This window comes from Longimicrobiaceae bacterium, assembly GCA_036375715.1.
In the GTDB taxonomy this organism is placed as follows: domain Bacteria; phylum Gemmatimonadota; class Gemmatimonadetes; order Longimicrobiales; family Longimicrobiaceae; genus DASVBS01.
Genome location: DASVBS010000013.1, coordinates 53,839 through 68,249 on the forward strand (window position 1 = coordinate 53,839; position 14,411 = coordinate 68,249).

Annotated in this window: 13 protein-coding genes; 9 read left to right on the forward strand and 4 right to left on the reverse strand. The window is 64.5% G+C overall.

Annotation, left to right across the window (positions count from 1 at the left end; all coding sequences use genetic code 11):
- Positions 1-216 precede the first annotated feature (216 nt).
- Positions 217-1,461 carry an acetate kinase gene (locus VF167_02240; GenBank protein HEX6924221.1) on the forward strand — a complete coding sequence of 415 codons (1,245 nt, stop codon included), beginning with the start codon at positions 217-219 and terminating at the stop codon, positions 1,459-1,461.
- 138 nt (positions 1,462-1,599) lie between these two features.
- On the opposite strand, the gene VF167_02245 is transcribed toward VF167_02240, so the two are convergent.
- Positions 1,600-3,090 carry a hypothetical protein gene (locus tag VF167_02245; protein ID HEX6924222.1) on the reverse strand — a complete coding sequence of 497 codons (1,491 nt, stop codon included), beginning with the start codon at positions 3,088-3,090 and terminating at the stop codon, positions 1,600-1,602.
- A 395-nt stretch (positions 3,091-3,485) separates the two neighbouring features.
- On the opposite strand from VF167_02245, the gene VF167_02250 reads away from it, so the two are divergent.
- The gene (locus VF167_02250; protein ID HEX6924223.1) at positions 3,486-4,220 is read left to right on the forward strand and encodes a transglycosylase SLT domain-containing protein; all 735 of its coding nucleotides are present in this window, start codon (positions 3,486-3,488) and stop codon (positions 4,218-4,220) included.
- A 3-nt stretch (positions 4,221-4,223) separates the two neighbouring features.
- A complete protein-coding gene (locus VF167_02255; protein HEX6924224.1) occupies positions 4,224-4,754 on the forward strand; it encodes a hypothetical protein in 531 nt (176 codons plus the stop codon).
- 151 nt (positions 4,755-4,905) lie between these two features.
- On the opposite strand, the gene VF167_02260 is transcribed toward VF167_02255, so the two are convergent.
- Positions 4,906-6,099 carry a L,D-transpeptidase gene (locus VF167_02260; GenBank protein ID HEX6924225.1) on the reverse strand — a complete coding sequence of 398 codons (1,194 nt, stop codon included), beginning with the start codon at positions 6,097-6,099 and terminating at the stop codon, positions 4,906-4,908.
- 109 nt (positions 6,100-6,208) lie between these two features.
- Positions 6,209-6,601 carry a hypothetical protein gene (locus VF167_02265; GenBank protein HEX6924226.1) on the reverse strand — a complete coding sequence of 131 codons (393 nt, stop codon included), beginning with the start codon at positions 6,599-6,601 and terminating at the stop codon, positions 6,209-6,211.
- Positions 6,602-7,172: 571 nt separating this feature from the next.
- Between VF167_02265 and VF167_02270 the strand changes: the two genes are divergently transcribed.
- From VF167_02270 to VF167_02280, 3 genes are all read left to right on the forward strand, one after another.
- Entirely contained in the window at positions 7,173-9,233 is a 2,061-nt protein-coding gene (locus VF167_02270; GenBank protein ID HEX6924227.1) for a hypothetical protein, read from the forward strand.
- Between the two features lie 192 nt (positions 9,234-9,425).
- Positions 9,426-10,526 (forward strand): DUF444 family protein, encoded by a 1,101-nt coding sequence (locus VF167_02275; protein ID HEX6924228.1) that lies wholly within the window; start codon positions 9,426-9,428, stop codon positions 10,524-10,526.
- A 167-nt stretch (positions 10,527-10,693) separates the two neighbouring features.
- Positions 10,694-12,196 (forward strand): SpoVR family protein, encoded by a 1,503-nt coding sequence (locus VF167_02280; GenBank protein HEX6924229.1) that lies wholly within the window; start codon positions 10,694-10,696, stop codon positions 12,194-12,196.
- A gap of 39 nt (positions 12,197-12,235) precedes the next feature.
- Here the strand turns inward: VF167_02280 and VF167_02285 are convergent, their stop codons facing one another.
- Entirely contained in the window at positions 12,236-13,261 is a 1,026-nt protein-coding gene (locus tag VF167_02285) for a hypothetical protein (GenBank protein ID HEX6924230.1), read from the reverse strand.
- Positions 13,262-13,473: 212 nt separating this feature from the next.
- Here VF167_02285 and VF167_02290 point away from each other — a divergent pair, with 212 nt between their 5' ends.
- The 3 genes from VF167_02290 to VF167_02300 all read left to right on the forward strand — a co-directional run.
- The gene (locus tag VF167_02290) at positions 13,474-13,806 is read left to right on the forward strand and encodes an MGMT family protein (GenBank protein ID HEX6924231.1); all 333 of its coding nucleotides are present in this window, start codon (positions 13,474-13,476) and stop codon (positions 13,804-13,806) included.
- Entirely contained in the window at positions 13,803-13,925 is a 123-nt protein-coding gene (locus VF167_02295; protein ID HEX6924232.1) for a hypothetical protein, read from the forward strand. The genes VF167_02290 and VF167_02295 overlap by 4 nt, the downstream gene beginning before the upstream one ends.
- An 87-nt stretch (positions 13,926-14,012) precedes the next feature.
- A partial coding sequence (locus VF167_02300) for a hypothetical protein (GenBank protein ID HEX6924233.1) occupies positions 14,013-14,411 on the forward strand: 399 nt, incomplete at its 3' end.

A 14,411-nucleotide genomic window follows, 5' to 3' on the forward strand; every position in this document is an offset into this window, starting at 1 on the left:
ACGAGTTACGAATCACGACTTCCTGCCTGACGCTCACAACACTCCTGCAAGGCCGACATTGCAAGGTCGGAATACCCGACCCATATCCAATTCAAAATTCAGAATTGGCACCCGTAATTCGTAATTCGTAATCCGTAATCCTTCCCCACGCGGCCCATCGTCTGCAGGGGATCTGGCGGACATCCGGTCGTTTGCCCCACTCGTCGCCCCGCATCCATGAACGTCCTCGTCCTGAATGCCGGTTCCTCTTCGTTGAAGTTCCAGCTCATTCAGACCAGTGCCGAGCAGATCGCCGCCGACGCGGACGTGCGGCTGGCCCGTGGGCTGATCGAGCGCATCGGGGGGCATGCGGTGATCACCCTGGAGGTGACAGGGGAGCCGATCCATCGCGCCACCCAACCCATCCGGGACCTTCGCGCGGCGCTCGATACAGTGCTCGGCTGGATCACGCATCCGCCCAGCGGCCACCTGCTCGGCTCACTCGCCGAGATAGACGCAGTGGGCCACCGGGTGGTGCACGGCGCCGAGTACTTCCAGCGGTCCGTCATCATCGACGAAGAGGTACGCAATCGCATCGAGGATGCGATCGACCTCGCCCCGCTGCACAACCCGCACAACCTTCGTGGTATTCAGGCGGTACGGGCGGCCCTTGGAGAGCAGATCCCCCAGGTGGCGGTGTTCGATACGTCGTTCCATCTCACCCTGCCCGATTACGCCTACCTTTACGCGATCCCGTATTCCCTCTATCGCCGCCACAGGGTGAGGCGGTACGGCTTCCATGGCACGTCGCACCGCTACATCGCTTACCGCTATCGACGGTTGACCGGCCAACCAAGGGAGAAGCCGCGCCTCATCACTCTTCACCTCGGCAACGGGTGCTCGGCCTGCGCGAACATGTACGGCGACTCTGTCGACACCTCGATGGGCTTCACGCCGCTGGAGGGTCTGGTCATGGGAACTCGTTCGGGCGACGTCGACCCGGCGATTCTGGACTACATCGCTAACAAGGAGGGGATGACCCTGCCGGAAGTCGAAAGCCTGCTCAACAAGCAATCCGGCCTGCTCGGCATCTCGGGTCTCACCCACGACATGCGTGATCTCCTGGCCGAGGCGCACGAGCACAATGACCGGCGCGCGCGGCTCGCCATTGAGATCTTCTGCTATCGTGCGCGGAAGCAGATCGGGGCCTACCTGGCCGCCATGGGCGGGGCGGACGCGGTGATCTTCTCCGGTGGCATCGGGGAGAACGCCGCAGAGGTCCGGAGCATGATCTGTGAGGGCCTGGACTGGTTCGGGTTGACGCTCGATCCCGAGGCGAACGCCGCCACGGTGGACGGGAAGGAGGGGCCGATCTCGACCTCCGATTCACGCCTCGCCGCCTGGGTGATCCCCACCGATGAGGAGCTGCTCATCGCCCGGGACACGGCGAGGCTCGTCCTGGGAATGGATACCCGCTACTGACCGAGCTCGGTAGCGAGCCCGGGCCGGACCTCGCGACACCTTGCGCGGGGGCGGGTCTCACACCCCTGCGACAGTGGGCGAGGGCGCCCCGGCCCGCCACCCGGCCGATGCCGGCGATGGGACCCGAAGCGGGTTGGGCTACCCGGCGGCCACCTCTCTCCAGGACACGAGCCCGGCACCCCGGCGGCAGTTGTCTACGTGGCCCTGCTCCGCCAGGGCGCACCAGTCCTCCCCCTGCTGCCGATCGCTCGTCAGAACCCAGATCTCCTCCCCCACCGCGTGATAACACGCCTGCTTCAGGCGATCCCCCTCCGCACCGCGGCAGTACTCCAATGCATCCAGCGGATCGGCGGTCAGATCAACCAGATTCTTGACGTAGCCGATGTGGCACCAGACGGCGTACTCGGGATCCCCGACCGAACAGGCGCGCCGGGCGCGATCGTGATCCTGTACGGTAATCCCGCTGATATCGCGGCCGAGGCTGAGGTAGCACTGCCCTCGATAGCGCTCGGGCGCCTGGTCGCAGGCCCGCGCAGTGGCGGCAATGTCCCCTCCGTTGAAGTAGAGGATCGCGGAGGTCTGCATCTGGTAGCAGGCGATCAGGTAGCGCTCCTCGAGGACGGTGCACGGATAAAGCGGCTGGTCCGGGTCCAACGGGGGAAACGGCTCACGGCTGGCTGTCTGCACGGCACCGCCACCATGGTGCTGGTGCGCTTCCATTCCCCCTGGCTGGTGACCTGCGGCCGCGTGTTCAGCGTGAGCCGCGTTCTCAGCTTGATTGGCGTGACCAGCGTGGCCAGCATGCTCTGTCTGCCCAGCTTGGGCCACATGCTCGGCGTGCGCCCCGTGGCCAGCGCGTTCAGCGCGCTCAACCTGGCCAGCCTGCTCGGCATGTTCAGCCTCGCCCACGGGCTCAGCCTGCCCGTCCGCGTGCGCACCCGCTACTGGTGAAACGTGCGGGCGCCCCACCGCGTGATGCGGGGTGGTGGCGTTCACGATGCTCTCCATGAAGACGCCGCCATAGCAGCTCTGCCGGTCCCAGACGGAGGCGAGCAGATCGCAGCCTTCGAGCGCCGTCGGCAGGTGATAGTCGTGCAGCATCGTCAGACCGTGTCCGAGCCCGTGCACGCACTGGAAGAGGAGCCAGCGATCCGCTTCGTTCTCACGGTAATCGGCGCACAGGCCGTTCACGACCTCCGCATCGATCTCTGCCCCGGCGGACGTCAGGTCGGCGAAATAGGCCTGAATCACGCCGTGATAACAGCCGGACTGGAACGAAGGCCGGCACTGACGGAAGGTTTCGCCCACGCTGTCGGGTGAGGGCGAGGCCGCGAGCCCGATATGGTGCGCGTACATGTGCCCCTCGCGCCGGACTGACGCATCCCTCTCACCCAGCTCCTCCAGCGCGAACATGGCCGCCGTAACACCTTCACGCTCCAGAAGCCTCAACAAACCCTGGCTGTAGCAATCCACCCGGTCCCTCGCGGACCGGCATTCCTGCTGCAGCTCCACCGCCTGCAGTTCTCCGGGATCCGCATCGACGGGCGGCGGCGCGACGGCGGGTGAGCCGACGCAGGCAGAAGCGGCCAGACCAGATACCGCCACCAACCAGACCTTACTCCGGAACATTTCGGCTCCTGAATCAGCGAGTCCAAAGAAGGAGAATCCTGGAAGCGGGTGACGCCACGCCCGGATCGGACCCGGCTCCGCCGGATCCCGCCCCTTCGGCACGCGAGACCCGTTCCATCCCTCCCCGAGCCACAAAGGGCGTGATAGACGTCTTCCGCTCCCGGCCAGCAAACTTTTCGCGGCACGCACCGATTTCAATATCCCTCCCTTGCGATCGATCCCCATCTTCCCTGGCAATCGCTTACGCTACAACGGCTTAACGGCTACAGGGTTGCGCCGTCAGCAACCCGAATACAACTTGTGCGGCCGTTCTGGGAAAGGCTCGGCTGCCGAGCTACGCTGCACCTCCGGGGTTGTTTGTGGGGGTGAAGTGTTTACCAGCGTGTGGAGTGTGCATGACGGGCTTCCGCGAGGGGCCGACCCCGCCTCCAATGCGAGCGCGGGTAGACGGCCCACTTGGTCGGATGCTGCCTGCCTTTCTGGCGGTGGTGAGTGTTGTGGGCCTCGCGACCGGTTGTGCGGGTATTCGCGGCCACGGCGAGAAGAGCGACTTGCAGTTGCAACCCGTCCCGTACGTCGAGTCCGAGTACGTCGGGGCGGTCGAGGTTCCTCCCGGGATCCCTGGCATGGCGGACTCGGCGGCGCTTACCCCCAGTGGGGAGCCGCTCGCTGCAGCTTACTCCCGTCGCTACGACATCTCCCCCGAGTTGGCCCGGGACATCGTCGAGCAGGCGCTCGAGGCGGGGATCGATCCCGAGCTGGCCTTCCGCGTGATCCGGGTGGAAAGCGTCTTCAACATTCGGGCGCGCGGGCCGCAGGGATCGCTGGGTTTGATGCAGCTCATGCCCGGCACGGCCCGCTCGCTGGACCGCTCCCTCGATAGCGAAGGGGAGATCCTGGAGCCCAGAAACAACCTGCGGGTAGGGCTCAGGTACTTGCGAAGCCTGATCGAGCGGTACAACGACGTTCGCCTGGGCCTGCTGGCGTATAATCGTGGTGAGAACGCCGTTAACCGCGCCCTGCGGCGCGGGGTCGACCCCGAGAACGGGTACACCCACAAGGTTCTCGGCACCCACAGCGACAACCCGTACTCGGGTCCCGGCATCCTGTCTACCCCCCGTCTGCCCTAGTCGATGTCCTCGCCGCTCCAGGTCGTCTTCGAGCCGCTGCATCCCGATGTCGTCGTCCCCGCGCGTGCGACTCTGGGTGCCGCCGGCTACGACGTGCGGGCGTACGTGCGCGGTCGAACAATATCCGCCTATCAAGGCTTGGAGCCGATCGAGCTGAGAGCCAGCGGAGACTCCCTGGTGATCCCGCCGGGGGTCCGGGCGGCAATCCCGCTCGGCTTCCGGGCAACGATGCCGCACGGACTCGAGGCCCAATTGAGGCTGCGCAGCTCGATCGCTTTCCGAAGGGGGCTCATCATGCCCAATGCCCCGGCCACAATCGATGCGGATTATCCCGACGAGTGGCTGTTGATCGTCACCAATACGCTCTCCGAGCCGGTCACCCTCGAGCACCAGGAGCGCATTGGCCAGATCGTGTTCTCCCGGGTCGAGACGCCGGAGTTTCAGGCGGGCAGTGTGTCCATCTCGACGGACCGGTCGGGTGGTGTGGGGAGCACCGGAAGGTTCGCGGTGGAGGCGGCACCCCGCGCGGAATAGCCCGATCGTCCGGTACTGATGGATCATCCGGCTTGCGGTTCGCCGGAGCCAGAAAAGATGCCTCGGGCGGCTCTCGCCCGGGGCATTCTCTTTCTCACCGCGTGGTTCACGGCGTGGCTTCCTGTACTCTATTGAGGACAGGAACCCGGGGTCAGGCAACCCGCCGCATTTCCCTCTTGCTGAAGCTCTCCTCCGCTTCCCGCAGAGCGGCCCATCCTGCCTGCCCCGATTCGTCTACCGCCGCGTGGGGAATCCGCCGCGTCGGCCAGGGGGCCGTTGGCTCATCCAGATCCCCGTGGTAGAGGTCCATCGTGGCATCCACGATCATCGCCGCCAGGTAGCGACGCTCCTCCTCCGGGAAGCGGGAGAGGGCATCGAGAGTTCTCAAGTTGCCGCGCGCATAGACGTCGGCGACATAGGTCCGGTACTCGCGCTCCACTCGCTCGTTGGGTAGGTCCAGGGCGGCGGCGAGCAGACCGACCAACGCGTCGTCGTCGCCTTCCTGCGCTCGGTCCGAGAGCAGGTGCGCCACCTCGGGCCACCGGCTCCGCTCCGGCTTCTCCCACAGCTCGCTCTGCAGCACGAGGGAGAGCTGCCGGGTCGTCATTCCCTCCCAGGTAGCGAGCAGCGGATCCCTGGGCGCCGGGCGCGGGTCCTTGGGCCGGAACGCTTCGGCCAGCCGGCGCGCCTCGGCGGGCGTGATCACCTCGCGGGGGATGTTCTGGCCGCCAACGATCACCACTTCGGTCCCCACCTGCACGTTGTGGTAGAGCCGCAGCGCATCCTTGTTCGACAACCGGATGCACCCGTGCGAGACTCGCTGCCCGAGTAGCTCCGGTTTGTCCGTTCCATGGATCGCCAGATCGTGTGAAATGTACACGGCGGCGGCTCCCAACCCTCCGGGGAAGTAGCGCTGCGGATCGTTCTTCGGCGGAACCGGAAGACCGTTCTCGATGAAGTACCAGTCCTCCGCGATCCACACCGGGTTCCGTTCCTTGTACTTCACCTGGAAGACGCCGTTAGGAGTGGAGAAATCCCACCCGTCTTCCTCGTCGGCCATGTAAAGGCCCGTTCCCGTGCCGATCGGAGCAGACCAGAGAACGAGATCCCCGTGCTGGAACCGGAGGATGTTGTGGTCCAGGTCGATCACGACCGCGTAACGTCCCTTGGCGAGCGCCTCGGAATGGACCTCGGCGACCCGGCCGCCCCCCGCCGCGGGCTCCCGGGCGGTGAACTCTCCACCATCCGGCCCATGCGGCGATTGAGCGACGGCCGTGCCCCCGGAAAGACCTGCCAGGAGCACGGCCAACAACCCACCCCTCAACGACTTACATCCTATTTTCATGTGCTTTCTTCACGCCTTGCTGACCTCGCACTTCCGCCCCGGGGAGGAGCAACCGTTGTGCCATTTTCCGCATGGCTCCCGAACCTCGACTCCCCTGGGGGTCGTCGGGTCACTGCTGCAGGGCACGCGTGGAAACGTAGATCACACCCGCCCCGTGGTCGAGTCCCCAACGGCCGGTGGCCGCGATTCCGTCGTACCAGCGAATGTACTGGATCAGGGTGGTGTTGATCGTACGCAGGGTCTCGACCCCACCCAGGCGGTTATCGTCCAGGTACACCTGCACCACGGCATCTTCCTGGGTGAGGGAGGTCGGCCCCCGCGTGCGCAGCCAGTTGGAGCGGAGGTTTTCGACCACCTCGTAGGCGTTCTGCCGATTTGTCTCGAGGATCTGCTCGCGAGTGAGGAGGTTCCGATCGATCCTCTGCCCCCCCGCACCTCCTGAGGCACAGGCGGTGAGCAACACGAGAACAAGGATACCGAACCACCGGGACGACCTGCCCATGGGGCCTCCGGACGTGCGCTGTGATGGTGATGATGGTCGCATCGGCGACCGGCATGCTGCCGGCGCGCGGAGGCCGCCGCCGGGAAGCGGGACGAAGGTCGCGAGCCCGCGTCGCGCGGGTCACGCAACCATTCTGTTATACACGTGCGATCAGTGAGTGTTGGGACGACGAGCCGTGTGGATAACGACGGGCCACCGGAGGGTCGGCGGCGACAGGGTAGAAGAGGCGTCCCGGAACATCGGGAAGGAAAAATGCATGGCTCCCGAATAGGGCCGGGTTGATCCCGAACCTCGCCATTGCCTCGCCGGTACCCCGCTAGGGAAGGAAAGTGCCCCCTCCGCGGAACGGATCTTATGAAATTGCGAGGGGTACGTGCTGGAGCGAACCGCAGCGCCGCACGCGGTCCATCCCCCGGTCCGCGTCTCCGTTTCGGATCCTGCCCTGCCGGAGTCCACGCGAGCTGCTTCCTCTATCCCCTCAGCCGCTGTTTCCACCGCAGTTCTCTCACTGGACGGGGAAGCTGGGGCTTCCCGTCCGCGGTCATTCCGCCCCAGCAGGAGTCGAAGTCGTATGTCCACACCTGTCGTCGACGTCATCCAGCAGATTCGCGAACGCCAGAACCAGACGAACTACCATGATCTCCACTGGGAGGGGTCGTTCAGCGACTACCTCCGCCTGGTCGAGGAACAGCCGCAGGTGGCCCGTAATGCTTTCCAGCGCCTGTACGACATGATCGTGTCGTTCGGGACACGGAAGTACACGGAGTACAAGAAAGAGATCGTCCACTACAACTTCTTCGACGATCCGATCGGGGATGGACGCGACGCGATCTTCGGGCTGGATGTGCCGTTGATGAAGCTCGTGCAGGTGCTGAAGGCGGCGGCGATGGGATACGGGCCCGAGCGGCGCGTCCTGCTGCTACACGGTCCCGTCGGTTCCTCGAAGAGTACCATCGCCCGTCTGATGAAGCGGGGGCTCGAGCACTACTCGAGGACCCCTGAGGGCGCCATGTACACCTTCACCTGGATCGACGCGGAGGTGGACGTCCCGGAGGTCGCGCACTCCCGCGAGATGCCGTGCCCGATGCACGAAGAGCCCCTTCGCCTGCTCCCCACGGAGTTCCGCAACTCCTTCCTGGAAGAGATCAACCGCCGCATTGCCGGAGACCGTCGCCTGACGGTGGAGGGCGAGCTCTGCCCCGCCTGCCGCCACGTCTACAACGTGCTGTTGATGAAGTATGACGGCGACTGGACGCGGATGATCGAGCACGTGCGGGTCCGCCGCCTTCTGCTGTCCGAGCAGGATCGGGTGGGGATCGGGACCTTCCAGCCGAAGGACGAAAAGAATCAGGATAGCACCGAGCTCACCGGTGACATCAACTATCGCAAGATCGCCGTCTACGGCTCCGATTCGGATCCCCGCGCCTTCAACTTCGATGGCGAATTCAACGTCGCCAACCGTGGCCTGATCGAGTTCATCGAGGTCCTGAAACTCGACGTTGCCTTCCTGTACGATCTGCTCTCGGCGAGCCAGGAGCACAAGATCAAGCCGAAGAAGTTCGCGCAGACCGACATCGACGAGGTGATCATCGCACACACCAATGAGCCCGAGTATCGGCGGCTCCAGAACAACGAGTTCATGGAGGCGCTCCGGGATCGGACGGTGAAGATCGACATCCCCTACATCACCAAGCTGGACGAGGAGGTGAAGGTCTACGAGCGCGACTTCAACAACCAGCGCATCCAGGGGAAGCACATCGCACCCCACACGGTGGAAGTGGCCGCCATGTGGGCCGTGCTGACGCGGCTGGAGGAGCCGAAGAAGCTCAACCTCACCAACCTGCAGAAGCTGAAGCTCTACAGCGGGAAGACCCTGCCGGGGTTCACTGAGGACAACGTCAAGGAGCTGCGGAAGGAATCGGAGCGGGAGGGGATGATCGGGATCAGTCCACGCTATGTGCAGGACAAGATCTCGAACTGCCTGGTTGCGGACATCGACGAGAGCTGCGTCAACCCCTTCATGGTGATGAAGGAACTGGAGAGCGGTCTCAAACACCACTCCCTGATCGCGAGCGAGGAGCTGCGCGAGGAGTATCGCAAGCTGCTCTCGGTCGTCCGCAGCGAATACGAGGACATCGTCAAGAATGAAGTCCAGCGCGCCATCTCCGGCGACGCCGACGCGCTGCAGCGGCTCTGCGCGAACTACATCGACAACATCAAGGCCTACACGCAGCGTGAGAAGGTGCGGAACAAGTACACCGGCGAGTACGAGGAGCCGGACGAGCGCCTGATGCGATCGATCGAGGAGAAGATCAACATCCCGGAAAGTCGCAAGGACGACTTCCGGCGCGAGATCATGAACTATATCGGCGCGCTGGCGGTGGATGGGCGCAAGTTCATGTACAACACCAACGAGCGACTGCAGAAGGCGCTCGAGCTGAAGCTCTTCGAGGACCAGAAGGACTCGATCAAGCTGACCAGCCTGGTGGCCAACGTGATCGACAAGAGCGCGCAGGAGAAGATCGACGTGGTGAAGAGCCGCCTCATCAAGGAGCACGGCTACTGCGACGTCTGCGCCACCGACGTGCTGAACTTCGTGGCGAGCATCTTCGCGCGAGGAGACGTGGCGTGAGGAGAGCTTCGAGCTTCGACTACGGCCATTGGCTATCCGTTATCCGTCAGGAAGCGGACGGCCGGTCTCGCGGCGCCTCGGCCGGCTCAGAATTACCAATCGCGACGGATAGCGGATAGCCAGTAGCCGTAGCTTCTAGGCGACAACCGATAGCCGCCAGCCGACAGCCTCAACAAACGGCAACCTATTCGCATGGTCAGGAGAATCGAACGCGACCGCAAGCGTTTTGACGATATCGTCCGCGGGCGCATCAAGCAGGATTTGAGGCGCCACATCACCCGGGGGGAGCTGATCGGGAAGAAGGGCCGGGAGATCGTCTCCATTCCGCTTCCGCAGATCGAGTTGCCGCGCTTCCGCTACGGCCCCCGTGAGATGGGTGGGGTGGGGCAGGGAGATGGCGAGGAGGGAACCCCGCTGGGGGGGGCAGACGCGGACGGCGGCGGAGGCGCAGGGGATGAGCCGGGTTACCACATCCGCGAGGTCGAGCTCACCATCCAGGAGATGACGCGGCTGATGGGCGAGGCTCTGGAGCTTCCCCGCATCGAGCCGCGCGGAGCCGAGTCGCTCACTGCCGTGAAGGGACGGTACGTCGGAGTGAGGCGCATCGGCCCGGAGTCGCTCCGCTCCTTTCGTCGCACCTACCGCGAGGCGCTCAAACGCCTGATGGCGACGGGGACCTACGATCCCCTCCGTCCGCTGGTGGTGCCGGTACGCGAGGACATGCGTTACCGCTCGTGGAAGGATCAGCCGGTCCCGGTGGCCAACGCGGTGATCTTCTACCTCATGGATGTCTCCGGGTCGATGGCGAGCGAACAGAAGGAAATCGTTCGCATCGAGTCGTTCTGGATCGACAACTGGATCCGGGAGCACTACGACGGGGTGCGCAGCCGCTACATCATCCACGACGCCGAGGCGCGTGAGGTCGATCGCGAGACCTTCTTCTCGACCCGGGAATCTGGCGGCACGCGGATCTCGAGCGCGTACGAGTTGGCCGCCTCCATCGCCGAGACCGAATATCCGGCGGACGCCTGGAATCTCTACTTTTTCCACTTCTCCGACGGCGACAACCTCGGCAGTGGCGACAACGAGCGCTGTTTCGAGCTCCTGCGCACCCGGCTGCTGCCCATCGCCAACCTTTTCGGCTACGGCCAGGTAGAGAGCCGCGCGGGCAGTGGCGCCTTCCTCGACGCGCTCCAGAGCCACGTGGAAGCCGATAACCTGGTGCTGTCGAGGATCCCCGATCGCGAGGGAATCCTGCCGTCGATCAAGGATTTCCTGGGGAAGGGGAAATGATCTGGAGGAATTGGGAAGCCATAAGACAGGAGCCAGGAGCCAGAAGCTGCAGTGCCTAGCGTGGCGGTTGAAATCGCCGGCTTCGCTCACTTCTGGCTACTGGCTCCTGTCTTCCTGAAACCTGGAACCGGGCCTTGCTCTTAATCCTTTGCTTCTAGCAGTTTGCCATGCCCCAGCAGCTCTCTGCCGAGCTCCGCTCCCTGCAGAGCGAGATCGAAGCCCACGCCCGCTCGTACAATCTCGACTTCTTCGAGATCATCTACGAGGTCCTGGACTGGGAGGAGATCAACGAGATCGCCGCCTATGGCGGCTATCCCGCGCGCTATCCGCATTGGCGCTTCGGGATGGAGTACATCGAGCTGTCGCGCTCCTACTCGTACGGTCTCTCCAAGATCTACGAGATGGTCATCAACAATGACCCCACCTACGCCTATCTGCTCGCCGCCAACCACCACGTCGATCAGAAGCTGGTCATGGCTCACGTCTGCGGCCATGGCGACTTCTTCAAGCACAACTTCATGTTCCGGCACACCAACCGGAAGATGCTGGACGAGATGGCGAACCACGCCAGCCGCGTGCGGGCGTACATGGCCCGCTACGGCGTCGAAGAGGTCGAGCAGTTCCTCGATCGTTGCCTCTCGCTCGACAACCTCATCGACTACAGCTCGGCCCGCTCCGCTGTGCCCCCGAGACCCTCGCCGCGGCCGGGAGACGATGAGGAGACGTCCGTCCGGGAGCCGCGAAAGCTGCGCTCCAAGGGGTACATGGACGAGTATATCAACCCCCCGGAAGCGTTGGCTGCGGAACGGGATCGGCTGGAGGCGGAAGAAAAGGACAAGGAGCGCTTTCCCTCAGAGCCCGTGCGGGATGTGATGCTCTTCCTCCTGGAGCACGCCCCGCTGCGGAACTGGGAGCGGGACGTGCTGGGCATCATTCGCGAGGAGGCCTACTACTTCGCTCCACAGGGCAGGACCAAGATCATGAACGAAGGCTGGGCCAGCTACTGGCACTCCAAGCTCATGACGGAGCGGCTGCTCAAGCCTTCAGAGGTGATCGACTACGCGGACCACCACTCCGGGACCATGGCGACCGGCCCCGGGCGGCTGAATCCCTACAAGCTGGGGATCGAGCTGTGGCGCGACATCGAGGAGCGGTGGGACCGCGGGCAGCATGGTGCCGAGTGGGAGGCCTGCGACGACTTCGCTACGCGGCAGAACTGGGACACCGGCGCGATGGCGGGGCGAGAGAAGATCTTCGAGGTCCGGCGACACTACAACGACGTGACCTTCATCGACGAGTTCCTGACTCCCGACTTCGTCCGCAGACACGGCCTCTTCACCTACGAATACGATCCTCGCCAGGGGCAGTACGTAATCAGCAACCGCGCTTTCCAGCAGGTGAAGGAGAAGCTCCTCTTCATGCTGACCAACTTCGGGCAGCCCATCATCGAGGTGACGGACGCCAACCACCTCAACCGTGGGGAGCTCGTGCTCACGCACCGCTACGAAGGTGTACAGCTCAAGCTCGACCACGCCCGGGAAACGCTCGAGAACATCCATCGCCTCTGGAAGCGGCCGGTCCACCTGGAGACCTACGTGGACGACGAGCCGGTGGTGTTCAGCTTCGAGGGATCGGAACACCGCAAGGAGAAGCGACTCGTCGAGGTGTAGGTCCGGCCCCGGTTCGGGATTGGAGCTTGATGGCGTGAGTCAGTGGAGCGGCTTCGGCTTGGTCAGCCCCTGGGCGAGACTGGGGAGCTCCTCCGCCAGGTCGCCTGCCCTGTCCGGGTCGGATTGGCCGGTGAGCCGTTCGGGATATCGAGCCCATCCCGGCGTTGCATGGTCGGGAGGGGCCTTGCGGGCGAGCCTGATCGCCAGGTCCGCCAGGTTGCTTATGGCCCACCGAAAAGCGGCCGTCCCGATCTGGTGCTCTCCCAGCTCGGGCACGGGATTCATCAGATCCACCGCGTAGGGAACGCCGCCGCGCACCGCCCAGTCTACAGCGTTCATGTCGTAGCCGGTCGCCCGCACCAGCCGGCGCGATGCGGCCGCCAGCCACGCCGAAAGCTCCGGCGGGAGCGGCTCCGCCCCCGCGCGGAAGCGACGCTCCACCGGGTCGTACTCGAAGGGAAGAACCTCTTCTCGGCCGATGCACAGGCACCGGACGAAGCGCTCCCAGGCGACGTACTCCTGCGCGATCATCAGGAGCCGACCCGATTCGTTGTAGTGAAGGAGCAGCTCGTCGAGGGAGTGGCACAGGTGCACGTCCTGCCATCCGCCCCCGTGCGCGTCCTTCAGGATGCAGGGGAGCCCTACGTAATCGATCACCCCTTGCCAGTCCAGCGGATACTCGAGGTTGCGGAGTGACTGCTCGTGAACCAGCCCCGGAGCATACTCCTTGTGCGGGAGCATGATCGTCCGCGGCGACCTGATGCCGAGCATGGCCGCCAGTGAGGCGCCGAAGAATTTGTCGTCGGAAGACGATATGAACGGGTTGTTGATCACCCGACAGCCGTGCAGAATTGCGTGCTTCAGGTAGGTGCGGTAGAACGGTACCTCGTGCGACATCCGGTCCACGATGACCGCATAGGGCACCGCTCCATCCATCTTGCGTGCTCCGAGTCGCACCAGCTCGGCCGTGACATCCACCGCGCGAGCATTCACTTCCTCCATGAAGGCAGTCGGGAAGGAAGCTTCAGCGCCGACGATGAGGCCGATCTTGAGGGGCTGGGGCATGGACAGACCTGAAGAGCGGCTCGCCGCGGCGAAGGGATGAACTCCGTTGCCGGCCCGACGACGACCTGGCCAGGAAATCCGCGGCGTGAAACAATGAGTCAGGCAGGGTTACCGCGAAGCGCATGCCGTCCGGCCGCCAGCCCTTTGAGCGCGACTGGCGGCAGGAGGTCGCGTCCGGCTCTCTCAGGCGGCGGCTTCAGGAACCAATTTGCATGGCGCGAAGAAAGGATGCCGAGATAGCCTTCGCCACGCGCGTGGAGCGGCTGGTGCGGCGCATCCCGCCGGGTCGAGTCATCGCCTATGGCGGAGTGGCCGCGTTGCTGGGCGTACCACGCGCTGCCCGTGGCGTGGGGCATGTACTCAGCACACTCCCCGAGGGGACAGATGTCCCCTGGTGGCGCGTCGTGAACGCACGTGGATGCATCTCGTTGCACGGCTACCCCGGCCTCCTGCAACGGATGATGCTGGAGGCGGAGGGGGTCCGCTTCGGGCGCGGAGGGCGAATCGACTGGAAGGAGTTCGGCTGGAGGCCGGAGAGCTCTTGACAGTTGTCCATGTGACGCTCTACACTCCTGCCATGCTGCACGAGAATCGCTACGCCCGCTACCCCTACTACTGGTCGACCCGCGACGCGGGCCGTGGTGGCGGGCGTATGCGTTGCTGAACGCGCGCAGCTCCCGTAGCCCCGGCGGCCCGCGATTTCTGCGGGCCGCTTTTTTGTTGACCGCACGACGCGCAGAGCGCACCGACGATGCCCAAGCCCGCCGGGTGCGCTCTGCACGCCTCGCGGCAGAACCTCGTGAGACTCCAGGATCGACAGATGATCATCGTCACCCGGCCGGGCATCAGCCAGGCAGAGCTCGACCACATCCGCGAAAAGGTCGAAATGATGGGCTTGCGCACGCACGTTTCCGTCGGTACCCACCGCACGATCATCGGGTGCATCGGCGATGAGGCGCTTCTCGAGGAGGTGGCCCTGCTCAGCCTGCCAGGAGTGGAAAGCGTGACGCCCGTGATGAAGCCGTACAAGCTGGCGGCGCGGGAGTTCGTGGGGGAGAACTCGGTGGTGCGGGTGGGAGACGAGCCGGGGATGAGCTTCGGCGGGGTGGAGCTGGGGGTGATTGCCGGTCCCTGCTCGGTGGAGAACCGG

Excerpts from the sequence above, each read along its gene's own strand:
- VF167_02240 (HEX6924221.1), top strand. The coding sequence starts at position 217 with ATGAACGTCCTCGTCCTGAATGCCGGTTCCTCTTCGTTGAAGTTCCAG.
- VF167_02245 (HEX6924222.1), bottom strand. The coding sequence starts at position 3,090 with ATGTTCCGGAGTAAGGTCTGGTTGGTGGCGGTATCTGGTCTGGCCGCT.
- VF167_02250 (HEX6924223.1), top strand. The coding sequence starts at position 3,486 with ATGACGGGCTTCCGCGAGGGGCCGACCCCGCCTCCAATGCGAGCGCGG.
- VF167_02255 (HEX6924224.1), top strand. The coding sequence starts at position 4,224 with ATGTCCTCGCCGCTCCAGGTCGTCTTCGAGCCGCTGCATCCCGATGTC.
- VF167_02260 (HEX6924225.1), bottom strand. The coding sequence starts at position 6,099 with ATGAAAATAGGATGTAAGTCGTTGAGGGGTGGGTTGTTGGCCGTGCTC.
- VF167_02265 (HEX6924226.1), bottom strand. The coding sequence starts at position 6,601 with ATGGGCAGGTCGTCCCGGTGGTTCGGTATCCTTGTTCTCGTGTTGCTC.
- VF167_02270 (HEX6924227.1), top strand. The coding sequence starts at position 7,173 with ATGTCCACACCTGTCGTCGACGTCATCCAGCAGATTCGCGAACGCCAG.
- VF167_02275 (HEX6924228.1), top strand. The coding sequence starts at position 9,426 with ATGGTCAGGAGAATCGAACGCGACCGCAAGCGTTTTGACGATATCGTC.
- VF167_02280 (HEX6924229.1), top strand. The coding sequence starts at position 10,694 with ATGCCCCAGCAGCTCTCTGCCGAGCTCCGCTCCCTGCAGAGCGAGATC.
- VF167_02285 (HEX6924230.1), bottom strand. The coding sequence starts at position 13,261 with ATGCCCCAGCCCCTCAAGATCGGCCTCATCGTCGGCGCTGAAGCTTCC.
- VF167_02290 (HEX6924231.1), top strand. The coding sequence starts at position 13,474 with ATGGCGCGAAGAAAGGATGCCGAGATAGCCTTCGCCACGCGCGTGGAG.